Source organism: Acinetobacter sp. XH1741, assembly GCF_041021895.1.
GTDB lineage: Bacteria > Pseudomonadota > Gammaproteobacteria > Pseudomonadales > Moraxellaceae > Acinetobacter.
On sequence record NZ_CP157428.1, the window covers coordinates 3,403,988 to 3,419,206 of the forward strand.

Annotated in this window: 14 protein-coding genes; 3 read left to right on the forward strand and 11 right to left on the reverse strand. The window is 39.8% G+C overall.

Going from position 1 to position 15,219, the window contains the following annotated elements:
* Positions 1-376: 376 nt before the first annotated feature.
* From ABLB96_RS16450 to xerA, 5 genes are all read right to left on the reverse strand, one after another.
* Positions 377-1,336, reverse strand: a complete 960-nt coding sequence (locus tag ABLB96_RS16450) for an MBL fold metallo-hydrolase (protein WP_348897714.1) — start codon at positions 1,334-1,336, stop codon at positions 377-379.
* A 90-nt stretch (positions 1,337-1,426) separates the two neighbouring features.
* Positions 1,427-2,269: an AraC family transcriptional regulator gene (locus ABLB96_RS16455; RefSeq protein WP_348897713.1), complete on the reverse strand. Its 843-nt coding sequence runs from the start codon at positions 2,267-2,269 to the stop codon at positions 1,427-1,429.
* A gap of 77 nt (positions 2,270-2,346) precedes the next feature.
* The gene (locus ABLB96_RS16460) at positions 2,347-3,279 is read right to left on the reverse strand and encodes an FAD-binding protein (protein WP_348897712.1); all 933 of its coding nucleotides are present in this window, start codon (positions 3,277-3,279) and stop codon (positions 2,347-2,349) included.
* A 17-nt stretch (positions 3,280-3,296) separates the two neighbouring features.
* Positions 3,297-4,046: an electron transfer flavoprotein subunit beta/FixA family protein gene (locus ABLB96_RS16465; RefSeq protein WP_004699812.1), complete on the reverse strand. Its 750-nt coding sequence runs from the start codon at positions 4,044-4,046 to the stop codon at positions 3,297-3,299.
* Between the two features lie 465 nt (positions 4,047-4,511).
* A complete protein-coding gene (gene xerA / locus ABLB96_RS16470) occupies positions 4,512-5,399 on the reverse strand; it encodes a site-specific tyrosine recombinase/integron integrase (protein WP_348897737.1) in 888 nt (295 codons plus the stop codon).
* 165 nt (positions 5,400-5,564) lie between these two features.
* Here xerA and ABLB96_RS16475 point away from each other — a divergent pair, with 165 nt between their 5' ends.
* Complete coding sequence (locus ABLB96_RS16475) at positions 5,565-6,188, forward strand: LysE family translocator (protein ID WP_348897710.1); 624 nt, start codon at positions 5,565-5,567, stop codon at positions 6,186-6,188.
* A gap of 39 nt (positions 6,189-6,227) precedes the next feature.
* Here the strand turns inward: ABLB96_RS16475 and ABLB96_RS16480 are convergent, their stop codons facing one another.
* The 6 genes from ABLB96_RS16480 to ABLB96_RS16505 all read right to left on the reverse strand — a co-directional run bounded on the left by ABLB96_RS16480 (position 6,228) and on the right by ABLB96_RS16505 (position 12,558).
* Positions 6,228-6,842 carry an alpha/beta fold hydrolase gene (locus tag ABLB96_RS16480; RefSeq protein WP_348897709.1) on the reverse strand — a complete coding sequence of 205 codons (615 nt, stop codon included), beginning with the start codon at positions 6,840-6,842 and terminating at the stop codon, positions 6,228-6,230.
* A gap of 100 nt (positions 6,843-6,942) precedes the next feature.
* Positions 6,943-7,788: a diaminopimelate epimerase gene (gene dapF, locus ABLB96_RS16485; RefSeq protein WP_348897708.1), complete on the reverse strand. Its 846-nt coding sequence runs from the start codon at positions 7,786-7,788 to the stop codon at positions 6,943-6,945.
* Positions 7,789-7,793: 5 nt separating this feature from the next.
* Positions 7,794-9,044: a diaminopimelate decarboxylase gene (gene lysA, locus ABLB96_RS16490; RefSeq protein WP_348897707.1), complete on the reverse strand. Its 1,251-nt coding sequence runs from the start codon at positions 9,042-9,044 to the stop codon at positions 7,794-7,796.
* Between the two features lie 22 nt (positions 9,045-9,066).
* Complete coding sequence (locus tag ABLB96_RS16495) at positions 9,067-9,291, reverse strand: lipoprotein (protein ID WP_348897706.1); 225 nt, start codon at positions 9,289-9,291, stop codon at positions 9,067-9,069.
* Between the two features lie 140 nt (positions 9,292-9,431).
* Positions 9,432-10,838 (reverse strand): amino acid permease, encoded by a 1,407-nt coding sequence (locus ABLB96_RS16500; RefSeq protein ID WP_348897704.1) that lies wholly within the window; start codon positions 10,836-10,838, stop codon positions 9,432-9,434.
* A gap of 301 nt (positions 10,839-11,139) precedes the next feature.
* A complete protein-coding gene (locus ABLB96_RS16505; protein WP_348897703.1) occupies positions 11,140-12,558 on the reverse strand; it encodes an amino acid permease in 1,419 nt (472 codons plus the stop codon).
* A gap of 175 nt (positions 12,559-12,733) precedes the next feature.
* Here ABLB96_RS16505 and radA point away from each other — a divergent pair, with 175 nt between their 5' ends.
* Both radA and ABLB96_RS16515 read left to right on the forward strand, forming a co-directional pair.
* On the forward strand, positions 12,734-14,122 hold the full coding sequence (radA, locus tag ABLB96_RS16510) for a DNA repair protein RadA (protein ID WP_005073053.1): 1,389 nt from the start codon (positions 12,734-12,736) through the stop codon (positions 14,120-14,122).
* An 82-nt stretch (positions 14,123-14,204) separates the two neighbouring features.
* Positions 14,205-15,218, forward strand: a complete 1,014-nt coding sequence (locus ABLB96_RS16515) for a Tim44-like domain-containing protein (protein ID WP_348897702.1) — start codon at positions 14,205-14,207, stop codon at positions 15,216-15,218.
* The last annotated feature ends 1 nt before the right edge of the window (position 15,219 follow it).

Genomic DNA, 15,219 nt, shown 5'->3' on the forward strand with positions numbered 1-15,219 from the left:
TTTCTATCCGTTTATATGTCTTGATCTTGCAAAAAATTTAGTTCCGGAAAGTGAACTAAAATCGAAAAAAATATAGCTGTATACTATAGCATAAACTGCTTGTTAACTGGGAGTTTAGCGATCTTAAAATAGCATTTTTTTACAATAAAAATTCTATTAGAATTAATAAGTTAAAATTATAGATTTCTGCTTTTAAATGTATTTCTTAAAACTCAATTATTCGAGCAAAATATAAACAACATGAAAGTGCCCTTTTTAGGACACATTTCATCTATTTAAATCATAGAACTTTTCGTTTTAGCTTTAACCAACAGTATTTAAGTTCAAAATTGCAAGTTCACTTCAAATTTCCGATTCTTTTCATTTCTTTCAAGCATTAGTTTACAGCACGATATTGAGCTGGTATCCATTGATAGCCTTTAGGACCTTTGCCAATGTGTCCAATGCCAGGGAAAGCCACATGTGCAGCACCTATCCACCATTGGTTTTTATAGGCTTGTTCAAAAATATTTTTACGAACAGCTATTGCACTTTTCGAGTCAGTATCGGGCTTATAGCTTGCATCCGGATAAGGAAACTGTACTGCACCATAGTGCACAACATCCCCTAAGCCTAAGAACTTTTGACCATTTTTGCCATCTACTAAATATGAAGAATGGCCTTCCGTATGACCATGAGTCACGATGAGTTGAACATTTGGTACGTTAAAAGAAGATTTGGTAAAAGCAACTAGCTGTCCTGCTTTTTGGTATGGCTGTAATGCATCTCGTGTCATTTTAAAAATTGGCTTAAAAAAGTCAGTGGCTTTTGCTTCATTTGCAGAAGAGGTCCAAAAGTCGATATCTTCTTTAGCTAGATAAACTTTCGCATTTGGATAAACCATTTTGCCATTAAGGGTAATACCGCATAAATGATCTGGATGGGCATGTGTAATTAAGATCGTATCTATTTGTTCAGGCTGTATGCCTGCTTTCTTTAAATTTTCAGGTACATGGCCCAAGGTAGGCCCAAAACATTTTGCGGTCCCTGCATCAATTAAAATATTTTGTGTTGGTGTTTGCACAAGATAAGCAGAGAAATCTGTGACAATATGATTATGCTCGTCTACAGGGACAAAATTTTCTGCAAACAGTTGATTGGCTTTTTCAGCTGAAATACCCAGTAAATCACTCCGAGGCAGTCCCAGTTCGCCATCAAACAATGCCGTTACTTTAAGGTTTCCTATTGGCTGCAAAAAGTAACCATCAACCTGATGTACGGTTGGCGTTTGTTCAGCATGGATAACTGTACTCGCGCCCAAGAGCAATAATATGGCAAGTGATGTTAATGATTTCATCATAGAGTCCTTCGTATTTTAATACTTAAACTCTACTAGCCTTTATCTATTTAAATCGCTCAATAAGCGATAAGAAACGCTCAAATTAGCTTAGTCAGCAGCTAAAACAGCAGGATCTACCCCATAACGCTGCATAAAGCGTTCACGAAAAATAGCAACCGATTGATATCCTGATTTGGCTGCAATGGTCTTCATAGGAAGTTTCTTCGAATATAACAACTCAAGTGCATAAGCAAGGCGTGCCTGAGTAATCGTTTCTCTTAAAGATGTTTCTTCATGGCTCAGCTTACGGCGCAGTGTTGCACTGCTTAAGCCTAAACGCATTTCAATCTCGCTAGATTGCCAAGCGTGCTGTGGATCTTCTACGACCCAATCATGAATGATTTTTGTCAATTTAGGGGGTGGTACAATTAGCACATCTGAATAACGCTGCTGGCATAACTGTACCAGTATGGAAGTAATACATAAGCGGGCTTTCACCACATCCTGATTAAACAGAGCCATTTGCCATTCAGCTAAAGATGTTGCGAAATCATCAATGGTAAACTTTAAGATTGCTTCAGTTTTGTCAACTACGGGCTTCGCCCAAATCATCTGTGCAGCTTGTATTACCTCTTCACACATAGGTACAAGAATAGTGAGATATTCACCCGTTATAGGGTCAGGTAAGTTCACTGCATCGATAATCGTATCGGGTTTTATAATATAGAGGTCGCCCGAATTAAGACTGATTTGCTTTGTTTGAATATTTAATTGTTGTTGGCCATACAAAATAAAAACCATGTGTAACTGGTTTACTTTAATATTTGAAAGTCCATGCTGGTTTGTCGATCGAATACATAAATAATCTCGTGCCATATCCGCTCTTGCCAATCTTACAAGCGATTGATGCAGTTGATGAGCTTCTATGGAAGAAGAATAGTTAATATTCATAGTAATGATCTAAATAAAAAACGCCCTTGGCTAGTTATAGCACAAGGGCATTTTTCGAATAAGTGACAAGCTGTAAATTACAACTTGCTTACTAACTCAGGTACCACAGTGTTCAAATCACCAACTAACCAGTAGTCAGCAACACTGTTGATTGGCGCTTCTTCGTCTTTGTTGATTGCAACAATAACTTTAGAATCTTTCATACCAGCCAAATGCTGGATCGCACCAGAAATACCTACAGCAACATAAAGCTCAGGTGCAACGATTTTACCAGTTTGACCAACTTGGAAATCGTTAGGTACGAAACCTGCATCAACTGCTGCACGTGAAGCACCTTGTGCTGCACCAAGCTTGTCAGCTAATGGATCAAGTACTTTGTGGTAGTTCTCACCAGAACCTACACCACGACCACCAGATACAACAATACGAGCAGCTGTTAATTCTGGACGATCAAGTTTAACGATTTCTTCAGATACAAACTTAGAAATGCCTGCATCTTTTACTTCGCCAACTGTTTCAACAGCAGCAGAACCACCTTCTGCAGCAACTGGATCAAATGCTGTACCACGAACAGTACCAACAATAATTGCTTCGTCAGACTGAACAGTTGCAATCGCGTTACCAGCATAGATTGGACGCTTGAATGTGTTAGCAGATTCAACAGAAATAATGTCTGTGATCATGCTTACATCAAGAAGCGCAGCAACACGTGGAAGAATGTTCTTACCAGTTGTTGTAGAAGCAGCTAAAACGTATTTGTAACCTTTAGCCAAGTCAGCAACTAAGCCAGCTACGTTTTCAGCTAATTGGTTTGCATAAGCCGCGTTGTCAGCAAGCAATACTTTGCTCACGCCAGCAACTTTAGCAGCAGCGTCCGCAACTGCCTGAGCGCCTGAACCAGCAACTAATACAGTAATATCACCACCGATTTTTTGAGCTGCAGCAACAACGTTTAAAGTAGCACCATTAAGTGTCTGGTTGTTGTGATCAGCGATAACTAAAATACTCATGATTTTATCCTTCCGTATTAGATCACTTTCGCTTCATTTTTCAATTTTTCAACAAGCTCATCTACAGATTTCACTTGTACACCAGCTTTACGTTCTGCTGGAGCTTCAACTTTAACAGTTTTAAGCTTAGTACCAGCTGTAACGCCATAATCAGCAGGAGATTTTGTATCAAGCGGTTTTTTACGAGCTTTCATAATGTTAGGCAATGCAGCATAACGTGGCTCGTTTAAACGCAAGTCAGTTGTAATGATTGCAGGAAGTGCAAGCTCAACAGTTTGTAAACCACCGTCGATTTCACGAGTTACTTGTACTTTACCGCCATCCACTTTCACTTCAGAAGCAAACGTACCTTGACCAGCACCTAATAATGCACCAAGCATTTGGCCTACTTGGTTAGAGTCATCATCAATTGCTTGTTTACCAAGAAGGATAAGTTCTGGTTTTTCAGCGTCAACAACACCTTTTAAGATTTTAGCAACTTCTAGAGCGCCAATTTCGTCAGTGGTTTCAACTAAAATACCGCGGTCTGCACCCAAAGCCATTGCAGAACGGATTTGTTCTTGAGCTTCTTTAGGGCCAACAGAAACAACAACGATTTCTGATACTGTTCCTTTTTCTTTTAAGCGAACCGCTTCTTCCACTGCGATTTCACAAAATGGGTTAATTGACATTTTAACGTTGGTAAGGTCAACCCCACTATTGTCCGGCTTAACACGAACTTTAACGTTGGCATCAACCACACGTTTTACAGCAACAAGAGCCTTCATGTAATCCTCGGCTGTTCTAGCAAAAGTAAATGTTGAGAAAAGTATATTAACTCTTCGATTAAAATTTTTTAGGTACCCTATCTTGCAATGTGTTTGGCATTTCGGTCAAGTCACAATTTCCGCTACCGCTATAAAAAAGATGAAATGCCCAGTTCATAAAAAAATTTTTACCTATTAATGCCCGCTATTTTATTCTTTTTATAGTCTATTTTATACTTTGATTTTTATTATCTTTTTATCTTATTTACCTTATGAGTAAGAAGTATAAGTCTTTTGAAAATGAGTCAAAATTTGTAGTTTTGAAACCATATATGTCGACAAAATGTACAAAGATCAAAATGGTCAATTGGGTAATTTCACTGATTTTGTTTAAACAAATATGTAAAAAAATACAAATGATCTCTACATTCATCTATCTTCATTCAATAAAAGTAACTTTTTCATAAAACATTTGCCTGAAATGACTTAATGCTTAGTCGCTCGCGGATGAGCCTGATCGTAAACTTGTGCCAAATGATCGAAATCAATATGGGTATAAATTTGAGTAGTCGACAAATTGCTATGACCCAACATTTCTTGTACCGATCTTAAATCACCACTACTTGATAACATATGGCTGGCAAAACAATGCCTTAATAAATGCGGATGTAAGTCGACATTTACACCTGCTCTTTGTGCCTGAAGTTTTACACGCTTCTCGATTTGCCTAGGAGTGAGTACACCACCACGCTGCGAAATAAAAACAAAAGCATTTTGATCAAAATGACCTTTCCAGATTTTGTAAATTTTGAGCCAATTCAATAAGCTTTCTTTCGCCTTTTTCCCAAAAGGTACAATACGGGTTTTATTTCCTTTACCCGTAATACGAACAAGATGGCGATTAAAATCGATATCTTTAATCGTTAAGCCTTGTAGTTCTGCGAGTCGTAAACCGCTTGAATACAGTAGTTCCAACATGGCTTTATCTCGTAGCCAAAGCTGCTGATCAATTGGTTTTTCCGGCATCGGTTGATCTAAAATTTGATTAACTGTTTCTATATCGATCATGCCCGGCAAAGGTCTAGGCTGACGTTTTAACTTAAAGTCATCAGTGGGATTAATTTCTAGATATTTGCCTTGTTCTGCCCACTTCATAAATTGACGAATAGAAGTGAGATGACGTTGCATACTACTTGAGCTTAACTGGTCTTGTTCAACACGCTGGGCTAAATATTCGCGTAAATCGGAAGCTTCAACATTTCTTAACTCAACTTTTTTATGCTCGCAGAACTCAAGAAAGCTTTTAACATCTCGCTCATAAGCCGTGATTGTATGCTCAGACTGGTTTTGAATTTTTCTTTCTTTTAACCACATCGAGAGCAGTTGTAATGCAAAATCCAAATTGCTCTCCATTTATTTGCCCATTTTTTTGAGTGTACCAAAAACTGTTAGATCAGGAAAATTTCATCTCGCATACTATAACGACTAACTGACTTATCTATTACAATTCATCTCAAGTATTTATCGGAAATCTGAGCCATGACCACCATACTCATTCCTTACTTCATTGCCATAATTTTACTGACGCTTACACCTGGTTTAGATACAACTTTAATTATTCGCACCGCTACACTTGAAGGTAAAACTAAAGCGTTTCAAGCCGCGCTTGGAATTAGTCTCGGCTGTATCGCATGGGGAGTTGTGGTTGCTTGTGGTCTGGGCGCCCTACTTATGGCATCTGATTTAGCTTTCAATATATTGAAATGGATGGGAGCAGCTTATCTCGCATGGCTGGGTTTAAATATGATTTTAAAACCGCGTAGTCAGCTCGCAGGTATACAGGAAAATCATTCAAATCGCCCTACTTCAGAGAATTGGTTCATTAAAGGTTTCTTTGGCAATTTACTCAATCCCAAAGTTGGGATTTTTTATATTTCATTTCTTCCGCAGTTTATTCCAGCGCAAGCCTCAGCTGTGACTTGGGTAATGGGGCTTGTAATGATTCATGTAGTGATTGGAATAGTGTGGTCAAGTCTATTAATTTTAGCTATGCAACAGCTGTCACGTTATCTAAAACAACCTAAGTTTGTGAAATATATGGACCGAATTACAGGCAGTATTTTTGTATTGTTTGCTTTGAAATTGGCGTTAAGTAAAAGATAAATTTTAAAGAGCGTGCTGATATATAGCACGCTTTACAACTTAACGGTCTACATTGAGTTTTCTTAAATAACTTTCTATTTGTTCTGCAACTTCATCGGCATGTTTTTCTGCTAATTGATGGTCCCCACCTTTCACAATATATAAAGTCGACTTTTCAAACTTTTTATTTAAATATTCGCCCACCTGAACTGGACTCACAGGATCGCTATCACCCCAGATTAATAAAGTTTCAATGCTTATATCTGACAAAAACTTTTCGTAGTTAGCATTAGTGGTAACAAACCAATTTGGATATTTTAAAAATGTTTGGCGGTATGCTTCACGCCAGTCTTGTACATTAAATGGTTCAAGGTTGATTCCACCCGAAGTTGCAATCAAGACCAAACCTTTTACCAATTGAGGTTTTTGTAGCGCTGCGGCAACGGCAAAAATCCCACCCATAGATTGCGCAACAATGACAGATTCTTCATTAATTTGGTCGACCACATAATTTGTTAGGTCTTCAAAACTCTTCACTTCAAGAGATTCGGGTGTATCTCCAAAACCGGGATAACCAATAATTTTTGTACGGTACTGCTGAGGTAGTTTTTCAATTAAGGGATGCCAAAAACGAATACTTCCAGAGGCGCCGGGTAAGAAAATTAAATTATTCATATTTTTATAAAGTCATGAAATTAAAAATTATTGTACATATAAAAGAAAGCCTCTTTTATCACTTTAACTGATGAAAGAGGCTTCTAGTTAGGTCATGCGATTAACCTTGGAAATAACGTAAATCCAAACGTCCATCATATACATGGGTTGTTGGACCAGTCATCCAGACCACATCACCTTCTTGCCATTCAATTTGTAGCTTACCGCCGGCAAGTTCAACTTCAACTGAGTTAGCAAGCAAACCACGGCGCATACCACTTACCGCAGCAGCACATGCCCCTGTACCACAAGCTAGTGTTTCACCCACGCCGCGTTCAAATACACGTAAGCGAACATGTTTTTCATCAATCACTTGCATAAAACCAGCATTCACACGTTCTGGGAAACGTTTATGTGATTCGACTTGTGGACCAATACCAGCAACATCAGCAGTTAACACATCTGGAACAATAGTGACTGCATGAGGATTACCCATGTTGACTACATCAATACTAATGTTTTGGTCATTTGCCAACTCAAGGGTATATAAAGCTTCTGGCTCTTCGGCAACAAATGGAATTTCATTTGGTAGAAACTTTGGGTAGCCCATATTTACGCGTACCCAACCATTTTGCCCAAGCTCTGGCTTTACAATACCTGCTTTGGTTTGTACGGTAATGTTGGTTTTATTGGTTAAATGACGTTCATGTACAAAACGCGCGAAACAACGAACGCCATTACCGCATTGTTCAACCTCAGAACCATCTGCATTGAAAATACGGTATTTAAAGTCAGCTTCTGGTAAATCTGGTGGTTCAACTATTAAAAGCTGGTCAAACCCCACACCGAAGTGTCGATCTGCCAAACGTTGAATGGTTGCTGTATCTAAATAAGCTCTTTGGCTAATTAGATCAACCACCATGAAATCATTGCCCAAACCATGCATTTTGGTAAATTCTAATAGCATCTTATTTACTCCTCAGGCAATAAACGTTCTTTTTCCCAAAGCGACTCAACCGTTTCACGTTCACGAATTAAATAGCTCTTTTCACCTGATACCATGACTTCTGCGGCACGGCCACGCGTGTTGTAATTTGAACTCATCACAAAGCCATAAGCCCCTGCGCCGAGCACAGCCAACAAATCATGTTCTTGTAATGCGAGTGAACGGTCTTTACCAATAAAGTCACCTGTCTCACAAATCGCACCCACCAAATCCCATACTTTTTCTTCGGTATCGGTACGTGGCACAACAGGCTGAATATCCATCCAAGCTTCATATAAAGCAGGGCGAATCAAATCATTCATTGCTGCATCAATAATGGCAAAGTTACGATGTGTCGTTGGTTTAAGCAAATCAACTTTAGTTAAAAGTACACCTGCATTTGCACTGATGCTACGTCCCGGCTCCATATAAACTTTCAAGCCTAATTTTTCTAAAGCAGGTTTCATCGAGTTTGCATATTCTTCAACACTTGGCGGTGTTTCATCTTTATAACAAACCCCTAAACCACCACCAATATCGATATGCTTAAGATTGATGCCAAGTTTTTTCAGCTCATAAATCATCACAATAACGCGGTCTAAAGCATCGACAAATGGTTTAGTTTCAGTAAGCTGCGAACCAATGTGGCAGTCAATACCTACAATTTCAAGGTTAGGTAAAGAAGCTGCATATTGATAGGTTTCATAAACCGCATCACTTGGAATACCAAACTTGTTTTCTTTTAAGCCTGTAGAAATATAAGGATGAGTTTTTGCATCGACATCCGGATTTACACGTAAAGAAATCGGCGCTTTTTTACCTAAGCGAGCAGCTACTTTTTGAATGCGATCTAACTCTGCATAAGATTCAACATTAAAACAGGCAATTCCTACATTTAATGATGTTTCGATATCAACTTCAGTTTTGCCTAAACCTGAAAATACAATTTTAGAAGCATCCCCACCCGCTTTTAAAACACGTGCCAGCTCACCACCAGACACAATGTCAAAACCCGCACCAAGTTTTGCCAAGACACTAAGAACAGCCAAATTTGAGTTAGACTTCACCGCAAAACAGATTTGATGATCAATAAAGTCAAAGGCACGGTCCATATCTAAATAATGTTTTTCAAAAGCTGTTTTTGAATAAACATATAACGGTGTGCCAAATTGCTGCGCAAGCTGCTCTAGAGAACATTGCTCTGCATGCAATACTCCATTAATGCGGGTGAAACTCATGAATGTGTCCTTATTTCAAAGCTTAAGGTGAAGTTGTTTGGGTTGGAGCTGATGATGACTCGACTGGCTGTTCAGCCTGTTCATCCTTTTGCACAACTTGTTTTGATTCTTTATTACGATAGAGCAAGTATTTTGCACGGTGGTCATAATTTGGATCAGAAGGTAGCTGTAATGCTCCTGACTGACCGCAAGCTGTAAGCAAAATACCGCTGCTCAATAAACTGATGAGGCAAATGACACGACGCATCTGAGCACCTGATTTAAACAATTCGATGCAGTATACCGTGATCATGCAGGCGGCTAAAGAGTAAACTTAAAGAGAAAAACAATATGCATAAAAAACGCCAGCTTTTCAGCCAGCGTTTCGTCATAAGCACATCAATTTAATTACTTTTTATGACGTGGTTTATAGAAGAAGAAATAACCAATGATCAAGATAACAAACCAGATTGGACTGACTTTAAGTGCTTTAAACGTGTCTGGCTCTAAAGACAACACGTAAATCATACCCACAAAGAAAATAATCGTGATCCAACAGGTAAATAAACCACCCGGCAATTTAAATGTTGATTTTGCATGGAGTTCAGGACGTGTTGTGTAATAACGGATGTAACTCCAGATAATCAGTAACCACACGCAAATGAACAGAATGGTTGAAAGCGTTGTTGCAAGTGTGAAGGCTTCAACTGTGTTTGGTACAAAATACTGTAATGCTGCACCTAACAACAAACACGCAGCAGAGAAATATAATGCATTTGCTGGTACTGCACGTCTATTTAGTTTACCAAAAGCTTTTGGCCCTTGATCTTCACGAGATAAACCAAACAACATACGACTTGTTGAAAATACACCACTGTTCATTGATGACATTACCGATGACAACACCACTAAGTTCATCAAGATGGCTGCTGCGGCAATACCCGCTTGGCTAAACAAGTTCACAAACGGACTGATGGCCGGATCAATTCTGTTCCACGGTGTTACCGACATAACAATAAGCAATGCCAACACATAGAAAATAATGATACGAATTGGAATTGAGTTAATCGCCTTAGGCAAATTACGTTGAGGGTCTTTTGTTTCAGCAGCCGTGGTTCCTACCAGCTCTACCCCTACAAAAGCAAAGATTGCGATCTGGAAGCCTGCCAAGAAACCATGCACCCCAGTTGGGAAGAAACCTCCATTTGCCCAAAGATGAGTAAATGAAGCAACTTCACCCGTACTAGAAGTAAAACCAGTAAAGATCATCCACAGACCGACAGCAATTAAAATGATAATTGCAAGAATCTTAATAAGTGCAAACCAGAACTCTAACTCACCAAACAGACGTACAGTTAACAAGTTCAAGCCCATAATAAATACAATAGCGGAAACACTAATCATGGCTCCTTCAACAGGAGAGAAAGGCTGTCCGTTATTGAAAAATTGCAGGTAATAGATAATTGCAGAAAGGTCGGCAATACCAATCGTGATCCAGCACAACCAATAGGTCCATCCAACAAAATAACCCGCCCATGGGCCGATGAGATCTGTGGTGAAGTCGATAAATGATTTATAGGCCAAATTTGAAAGCAGTAATTCGCCAAGCGCACGCATGACGAAGAACACCATTACACCAATAATCAGATAAATAAATAAGATAGATGGGCCGGCAAGACTAATTGTTTTACCTGATCCCATAAATAATCCGGTACCAATGGCACCACCAATCGCAATCAGCTGTAAATGCCGATTAGAAAGACTACGATGGAGCTCACCTTGTTCATGAGGGTCGCTCAGATTTTGATTCGACATTTTATGAATACACTCCAGTAATTTTTTTAGTCCGTTAGCTAAATTCAAATCAAAAAGACGATATCGCACCATTTGCAGGTATCTTTTAAATGTATATTTTTTGACAACTTTTCAGCTAACCAATTTTTGTCTGTATTGCTGATAATTTCAAGCCACATACAATTAAATCCGATAATACGCACAAGAACATAGCAATACAACGCACCTTCCAGTCTACAAATAAGACTTGAACCACTTTGATTTTTCAATTAAAAAAAGGCAATCTGATTGATTGCCTTGTTATATTTCACTTTTAAGTTTTTTATTCTTCGATAAAATTACGTTTTATTTTTGACTTATAAAAACCAAAGTAACCAATTGCAAGAACAAGGAACCAGATTGGGCTGACCATAAGCGACTTCGCCGTGTCTGCTTCAAGGCTTAAAATCGCAATGGTAAATAAGAAGAAAGCAATAACCACATAACTCATCGCTACCCCACCCGGCATTTTAAAGTTCGATTTTTCATGCAGTTCAGGAGATAACTTACGGTAGCGGATATAGCACACCAAAATCAAAATCCATACCGTCAGGAATAAAATGGTGCATAACGTGGTTGCCAAGGTAAATGCTTCAATCGTATTTGGCACAAAATATTGTAATAAAGCGCCGCCCATAATACAGGCACAGGAAAAAATTAAACCATTTGCCGGAACTGCGCTTTTAGTCAACTGTCCCAAAGTTTCAGGTGCCTGACCATCACGCGATAAGCCATACATCATTCGACTAGTTGAAAAAATACCGCTGTTCATCGAAGACATCACCGATGACAACACCACAAGGTTCATAATAATTGCAGCAGTTGGAATACCTGCCATTAAGAATAATTCAACAAATGGACTACGATCTGCTTTCACCTGATCCCAAGGGGTTACAGACATCACTACCATTAGTGCCAATACATAGAACAAAATGACACGAATCGGAATCGCGTTAATTGCTTTAGGTAAATGTTTGTGTGGGTCTTTAGTTTCTGCGGCTGTTGTTCCAACTAATTCCACGCCAATAAAAGCAAAGATAGCAATCTGGAAGCCCGCAAGGAAACCATTAACCCCATGAGGGAACATACCGCCATGATTCCAAATGTTAGATAGAGCTGCCACAGAACCAGAGGGTGATTGGAACTTGGTCACGACCATGTAGATACCGGCAAGAACTAAAGCAACAATGGCAACAATTTTGATAATCGCAAACCAGAACTCAACTTCACCAAATAGACGAACCGTTAATAAGTTTAAAACTAATAAAAAGAGAACACAGCCCGCACTAATCATCGCTTGTTCTATTGGACTAAAACTGACTCCATTGGGTAACCAAAAACTCAAATAGCTCGTCACCGCGGTTAAATCTGCCATACCTACGAGCACCCAGCTTACCCAGTAGGTCCACCCGACATAAAAGCCAGCCCAAGGACCAATCAGATCATAAGCCATATCAACAAATGACTTATAATTTAGGTTGGACAGTAAAACTTCTCCCAAAGCACGCATAAGAAAAAAAATCATGGTGCCAATAATTAAATAGATAAATAAAATTGATGGCCCTGCCAATGAAATAGTTTTGCCCGACCCCATAAACAGGCCTGTTCCAATGGCCCCTCCAATAGCGATCAATTGTAAATGACGATTGGTCAGCTTACGCTGTAAGTCGCCCGCATGATCATGATGCTGAAGATTAGACATAGGTAAATATCCTAAAAATTTCCCAACCTAGCTAAAGCAAAATGCATTCCAATATTTTTTAACACTGCTTGAAAAGTAGGCCTTTAAAAATGATCGGGTTCTGCCTACGTTCAGGGTGTCGTTTTGCTATACTCTGTTTTTTACTGATTATGAAGTTATCTAACTGAAGTCGAATATGAGCAAAGTCAAAACTGTTTACCGTTGCGAACAATGTGGTGCCGATCATCTTAAATGGGCTGGTCAATGTTCAGAGTGTGGTGAATGGAATTCTCTGACTGAAGTCAAACTCGAACCCACTACTGCCCATCGCGCTCGTCCAAAAATTGGCGGTTATGCTGGTCAAGTTGCCAATATTACAACGCTAAATAAAGTCTCAGTTTCTCATGAAACCCGCTTACCAACAGGTATTAGCGAATTTGACCGCGTGCTTGGTGGTGGCTTGGTGACAGGCTCTGTTGTTCTAATTGGTGGTGACCCGGGTATTGGTAAATCAACAATTCTTTTGCAAACCGCAACCCATATGGCGAGCGCAAAAAGCTCTGCACTTTATATTACAGGTGAAGAGTCACTGTCTCAGGTTGCCTTACGTGCACAGCGTCTTGACCTACCGACAGACCAGTTAAAAGTCATGGCTGAAACCTGTGTTGAGCGGATTTGTGAAGTTTTAGAGCAAGAAAAACCTGTTGTCGCCATTTTGGACTCGATTCAAACGCTTTATACAGAAACGCTCCAATCTGCACCGGGTGGTGTTTCACAAATCCGTGAATCTGCTGCTTTATTAACCCGCTATGCAAAAAATAGTGGCACGGCGCTATTTATTGTTGGTCACGTGACCAAAGAAGGTGCACTTGCAGGTCCACGTGTTTTAGAGCACATGGTGGACTGCGTACTGTATTTTGAAGGCCAATCCGACTCACGTTATCGTATGATTCGTGCTGTTAAAAACCGTTTTGGTGCAGTCAATGAACTTGGCGTATTTGGCATGACCGATAAAGGGTTACGTGAAGTTGCCAACCCGTCTGCTATTTTCTTAAGTCGCTACGATGAAGCTATTCCCGGTTCAATTGTTATGATTAGCCGTGAAGGTACTCGCCCGCTTTTAGTCGAAGTTCAGGCTTTAGTAGATGATGCCCAAGGACAACCACGTCGTGTCGCACTTGGCCTTGAACAAAACCGTTTAAACATGCTACTTGCTGTTATGCACCGTCACGGTGGTGTGCAAACCACAGGACAAGATGTATACGTCAATATTGTAGGTGGTTTAAAAATTACTGAAACAGGTTCTGACTTGGCTGTTTTACTGGCTTGTGCTTCGAGTTTAAGAACTAAAGCATTGCCTCAGCAACTTGCAGTTTTTGGAGAGGTTGGTCTTTCAGGTGAAATTCGTCCTGTACCGAATGGACAAGAGCGTTTAAAAGAAGCGGCAAAACATGGCTTTAAATATGTCATTTTACCAAGAGGAAACGCCCCACAAAAAGCGATTCCCGGTGTACAAGTGATTGCCGTTGCGCGCCTACATGAAGCGTTGACTGAAGCTATGCAGCTCAGTGATGAATTAACATAAAAAAATATATTTTTATAGTTGAAATTTAGTGTAAATGACTGCATAAATACTATTACAAATTAATTTTAAACAGGAATTTCCTATGGAAGTACACCAGCGCGGCTTGATAACCGGTATTTTAATGGCTGCTTTGGCAATTTCTCCGCTTGCTGAAGCAAAACGTGCTGGTGGTGGTAAAAGCCACGGTATGGCACGCTCGACTACTTCAAGCCAGTCATATTCAAGCCCGTCATATCAACAACCTCGTCAAGTGGCTCCGGTACAACAACCTGCAACAGCACCTCAGAGATCTGGTCCGGGTGTTGGTTCAATGGTTGCGGCTGGTGTAGCTGGTGCTGCCGTAGGTGCTGTTGCAGCACATGCTTTAGCTGATGATAAACCAACATCAACTGAACAACGTGCAACTCAGGCAGGTGTAAACCAGTCAGATGACCAGCAACAAGCTGTTCAAGCTCAACATCAAGAGAAAAAAGGTGGTATCCCTGGTTGGTTATGGATATTACTTGCTGCTGCTGTTGCCTTTTTTGTATTCCGCAAATTTGGTGCAAAAAAAAAATTAGCAGCTAATAATCCTTATGCTCCAAACAATAACGGACAAAACATGACGAGTCGTACAGCTGCTCCAACAAATACAAGTGGCGATACCAATATCTTTGGTCAATCTGTAGGTGGTGGTACAGCAACTCAAGCTCCGTTTGGCGGCGCAACAACGAGTAACGGTAACCAATTACCAGATGGTAGCGAACCTGCTTCTTTCTTACGTGTTGCTCGTCAGCGTTTTAACCACATTCAGTCAATCAACAGTGCAAGTAACGTTGAAGAAATTCGCCGCTACTTAACCCCTGAACTTTATAACTCTATGTATAACGACATCATGGAGAACCAAGATCAGGACGTTGCTGAGTTTAGTAACTTAAATGCAATGGTTGTAGACAGTGCGACTGAAAATGGTCAATACATTGTGAGCGTACGCTTTACAGGTACAGTGAGTGAAGATTTAAATAGCTTGCCACAGCCATTTACTGAAATCTGGCACTTTGTAAAACCTGTTGGTTCACAACAAGACTGGGTTGTTGCAGGTATTCAACAAGCCTAAA

Bases quoted from the DNA above. Each gene is read 5' to 3' on its own strand.
- ABLB96_RS16450 (WP_348897714.1), bottom strand. From the start codon at position 1,336: ATGAAATCATTAACATCACTTGCCATATTATTGCTCTTGGGCGCGAGT.
- ABLB96_RS16455 (WP_348897713.1), bottom strand. From the start codon at position 2,269: ATGAATATTAACTATTCTTCTTCCATAGAAGCTCATCAACTGCATCAA.
- ABLB96_RS16460 (WP_348897712.1), bottom strand. From the start codon at position 3,279: ATGAGTATTTTAGTTATCGCTGATCACAACAACCAGACACTTAATGGT.
- ABLB96_RS16465 (WP_004699812.1), bottom strand. From the start codon at position 4,046: ATGAAGGCTCTTGTTGCTGTAAAACGTGTGGTTGATGCCAACGTTAAA.
- xerA (WP_348897737.1), bottom strand. From the start codon at position 5,399: ATGTGGTTAAAAGAAAGAAAAATTCAAAACCAGTCTGAGCATACAATC.
- ABLB96_RS16475 (WP_348897710.1), top strand. From the start codon at position 5,565: ATGACCACCATACTCATTCCTTACTTCATTGCCATAATTTTACTGACG.
- ABLB96_RS16480 (WP_348897709.1), bottom strand. From the start codon at position 6,842: ATGAATAATTTAATTTTCTTACCCGGCGCCTCTGGAAGTATTCGTTTT.
- dapF (WP_348897708.1), bottom strand. From the start codon at position 7,788: ATGCTATTAGAATTTACCAAAATGCATGGTTTGGGCAATGATTTCATG.
- lysA (WP_348897707.1), bottom strand. From the start codon at position 9,044: ATGAGTTTCACCCGCATTAATGGAGTATTGCATGCAGAGCAATGTTCT.
- ABLB96_RS16495 (WP_348897706.1), bottom strand. From the start codon at position 9,291: ATGCGTCGTGTCATTTGCCTCATCAGTTTATTGAGCAGCGGTATTTTG.
- ABLB96_RS16500 (WP_348897704.1), bottom strand. From the start codon at position 10,838: ATGTCGAATCAAAATCTGAGCGACCCTCATGAACAAGGTGAGCTCCAT.
- ABLB96_RS16505 (WP_348897703.1), bottom strand. From the start codon at position 12,558: ATGTCTAATCTTCAGCATCATGATCATGCGGGCGACTTACAGCGTAAG.
- radA (WP_005073053.1), top strand. From the start codon at position 12,734: ATGAGCAAAGTCAAAACTGTTTACCGTTGCGAACAATGTGGTGCCGAT.
- ABLB96_RS16515 (WP_348897702.1), top strand. From the start codon at position 14,205: ATGGAAGTACACCAGCGCGGCTTGATAACCGGTATTTTAATGGCTGCT.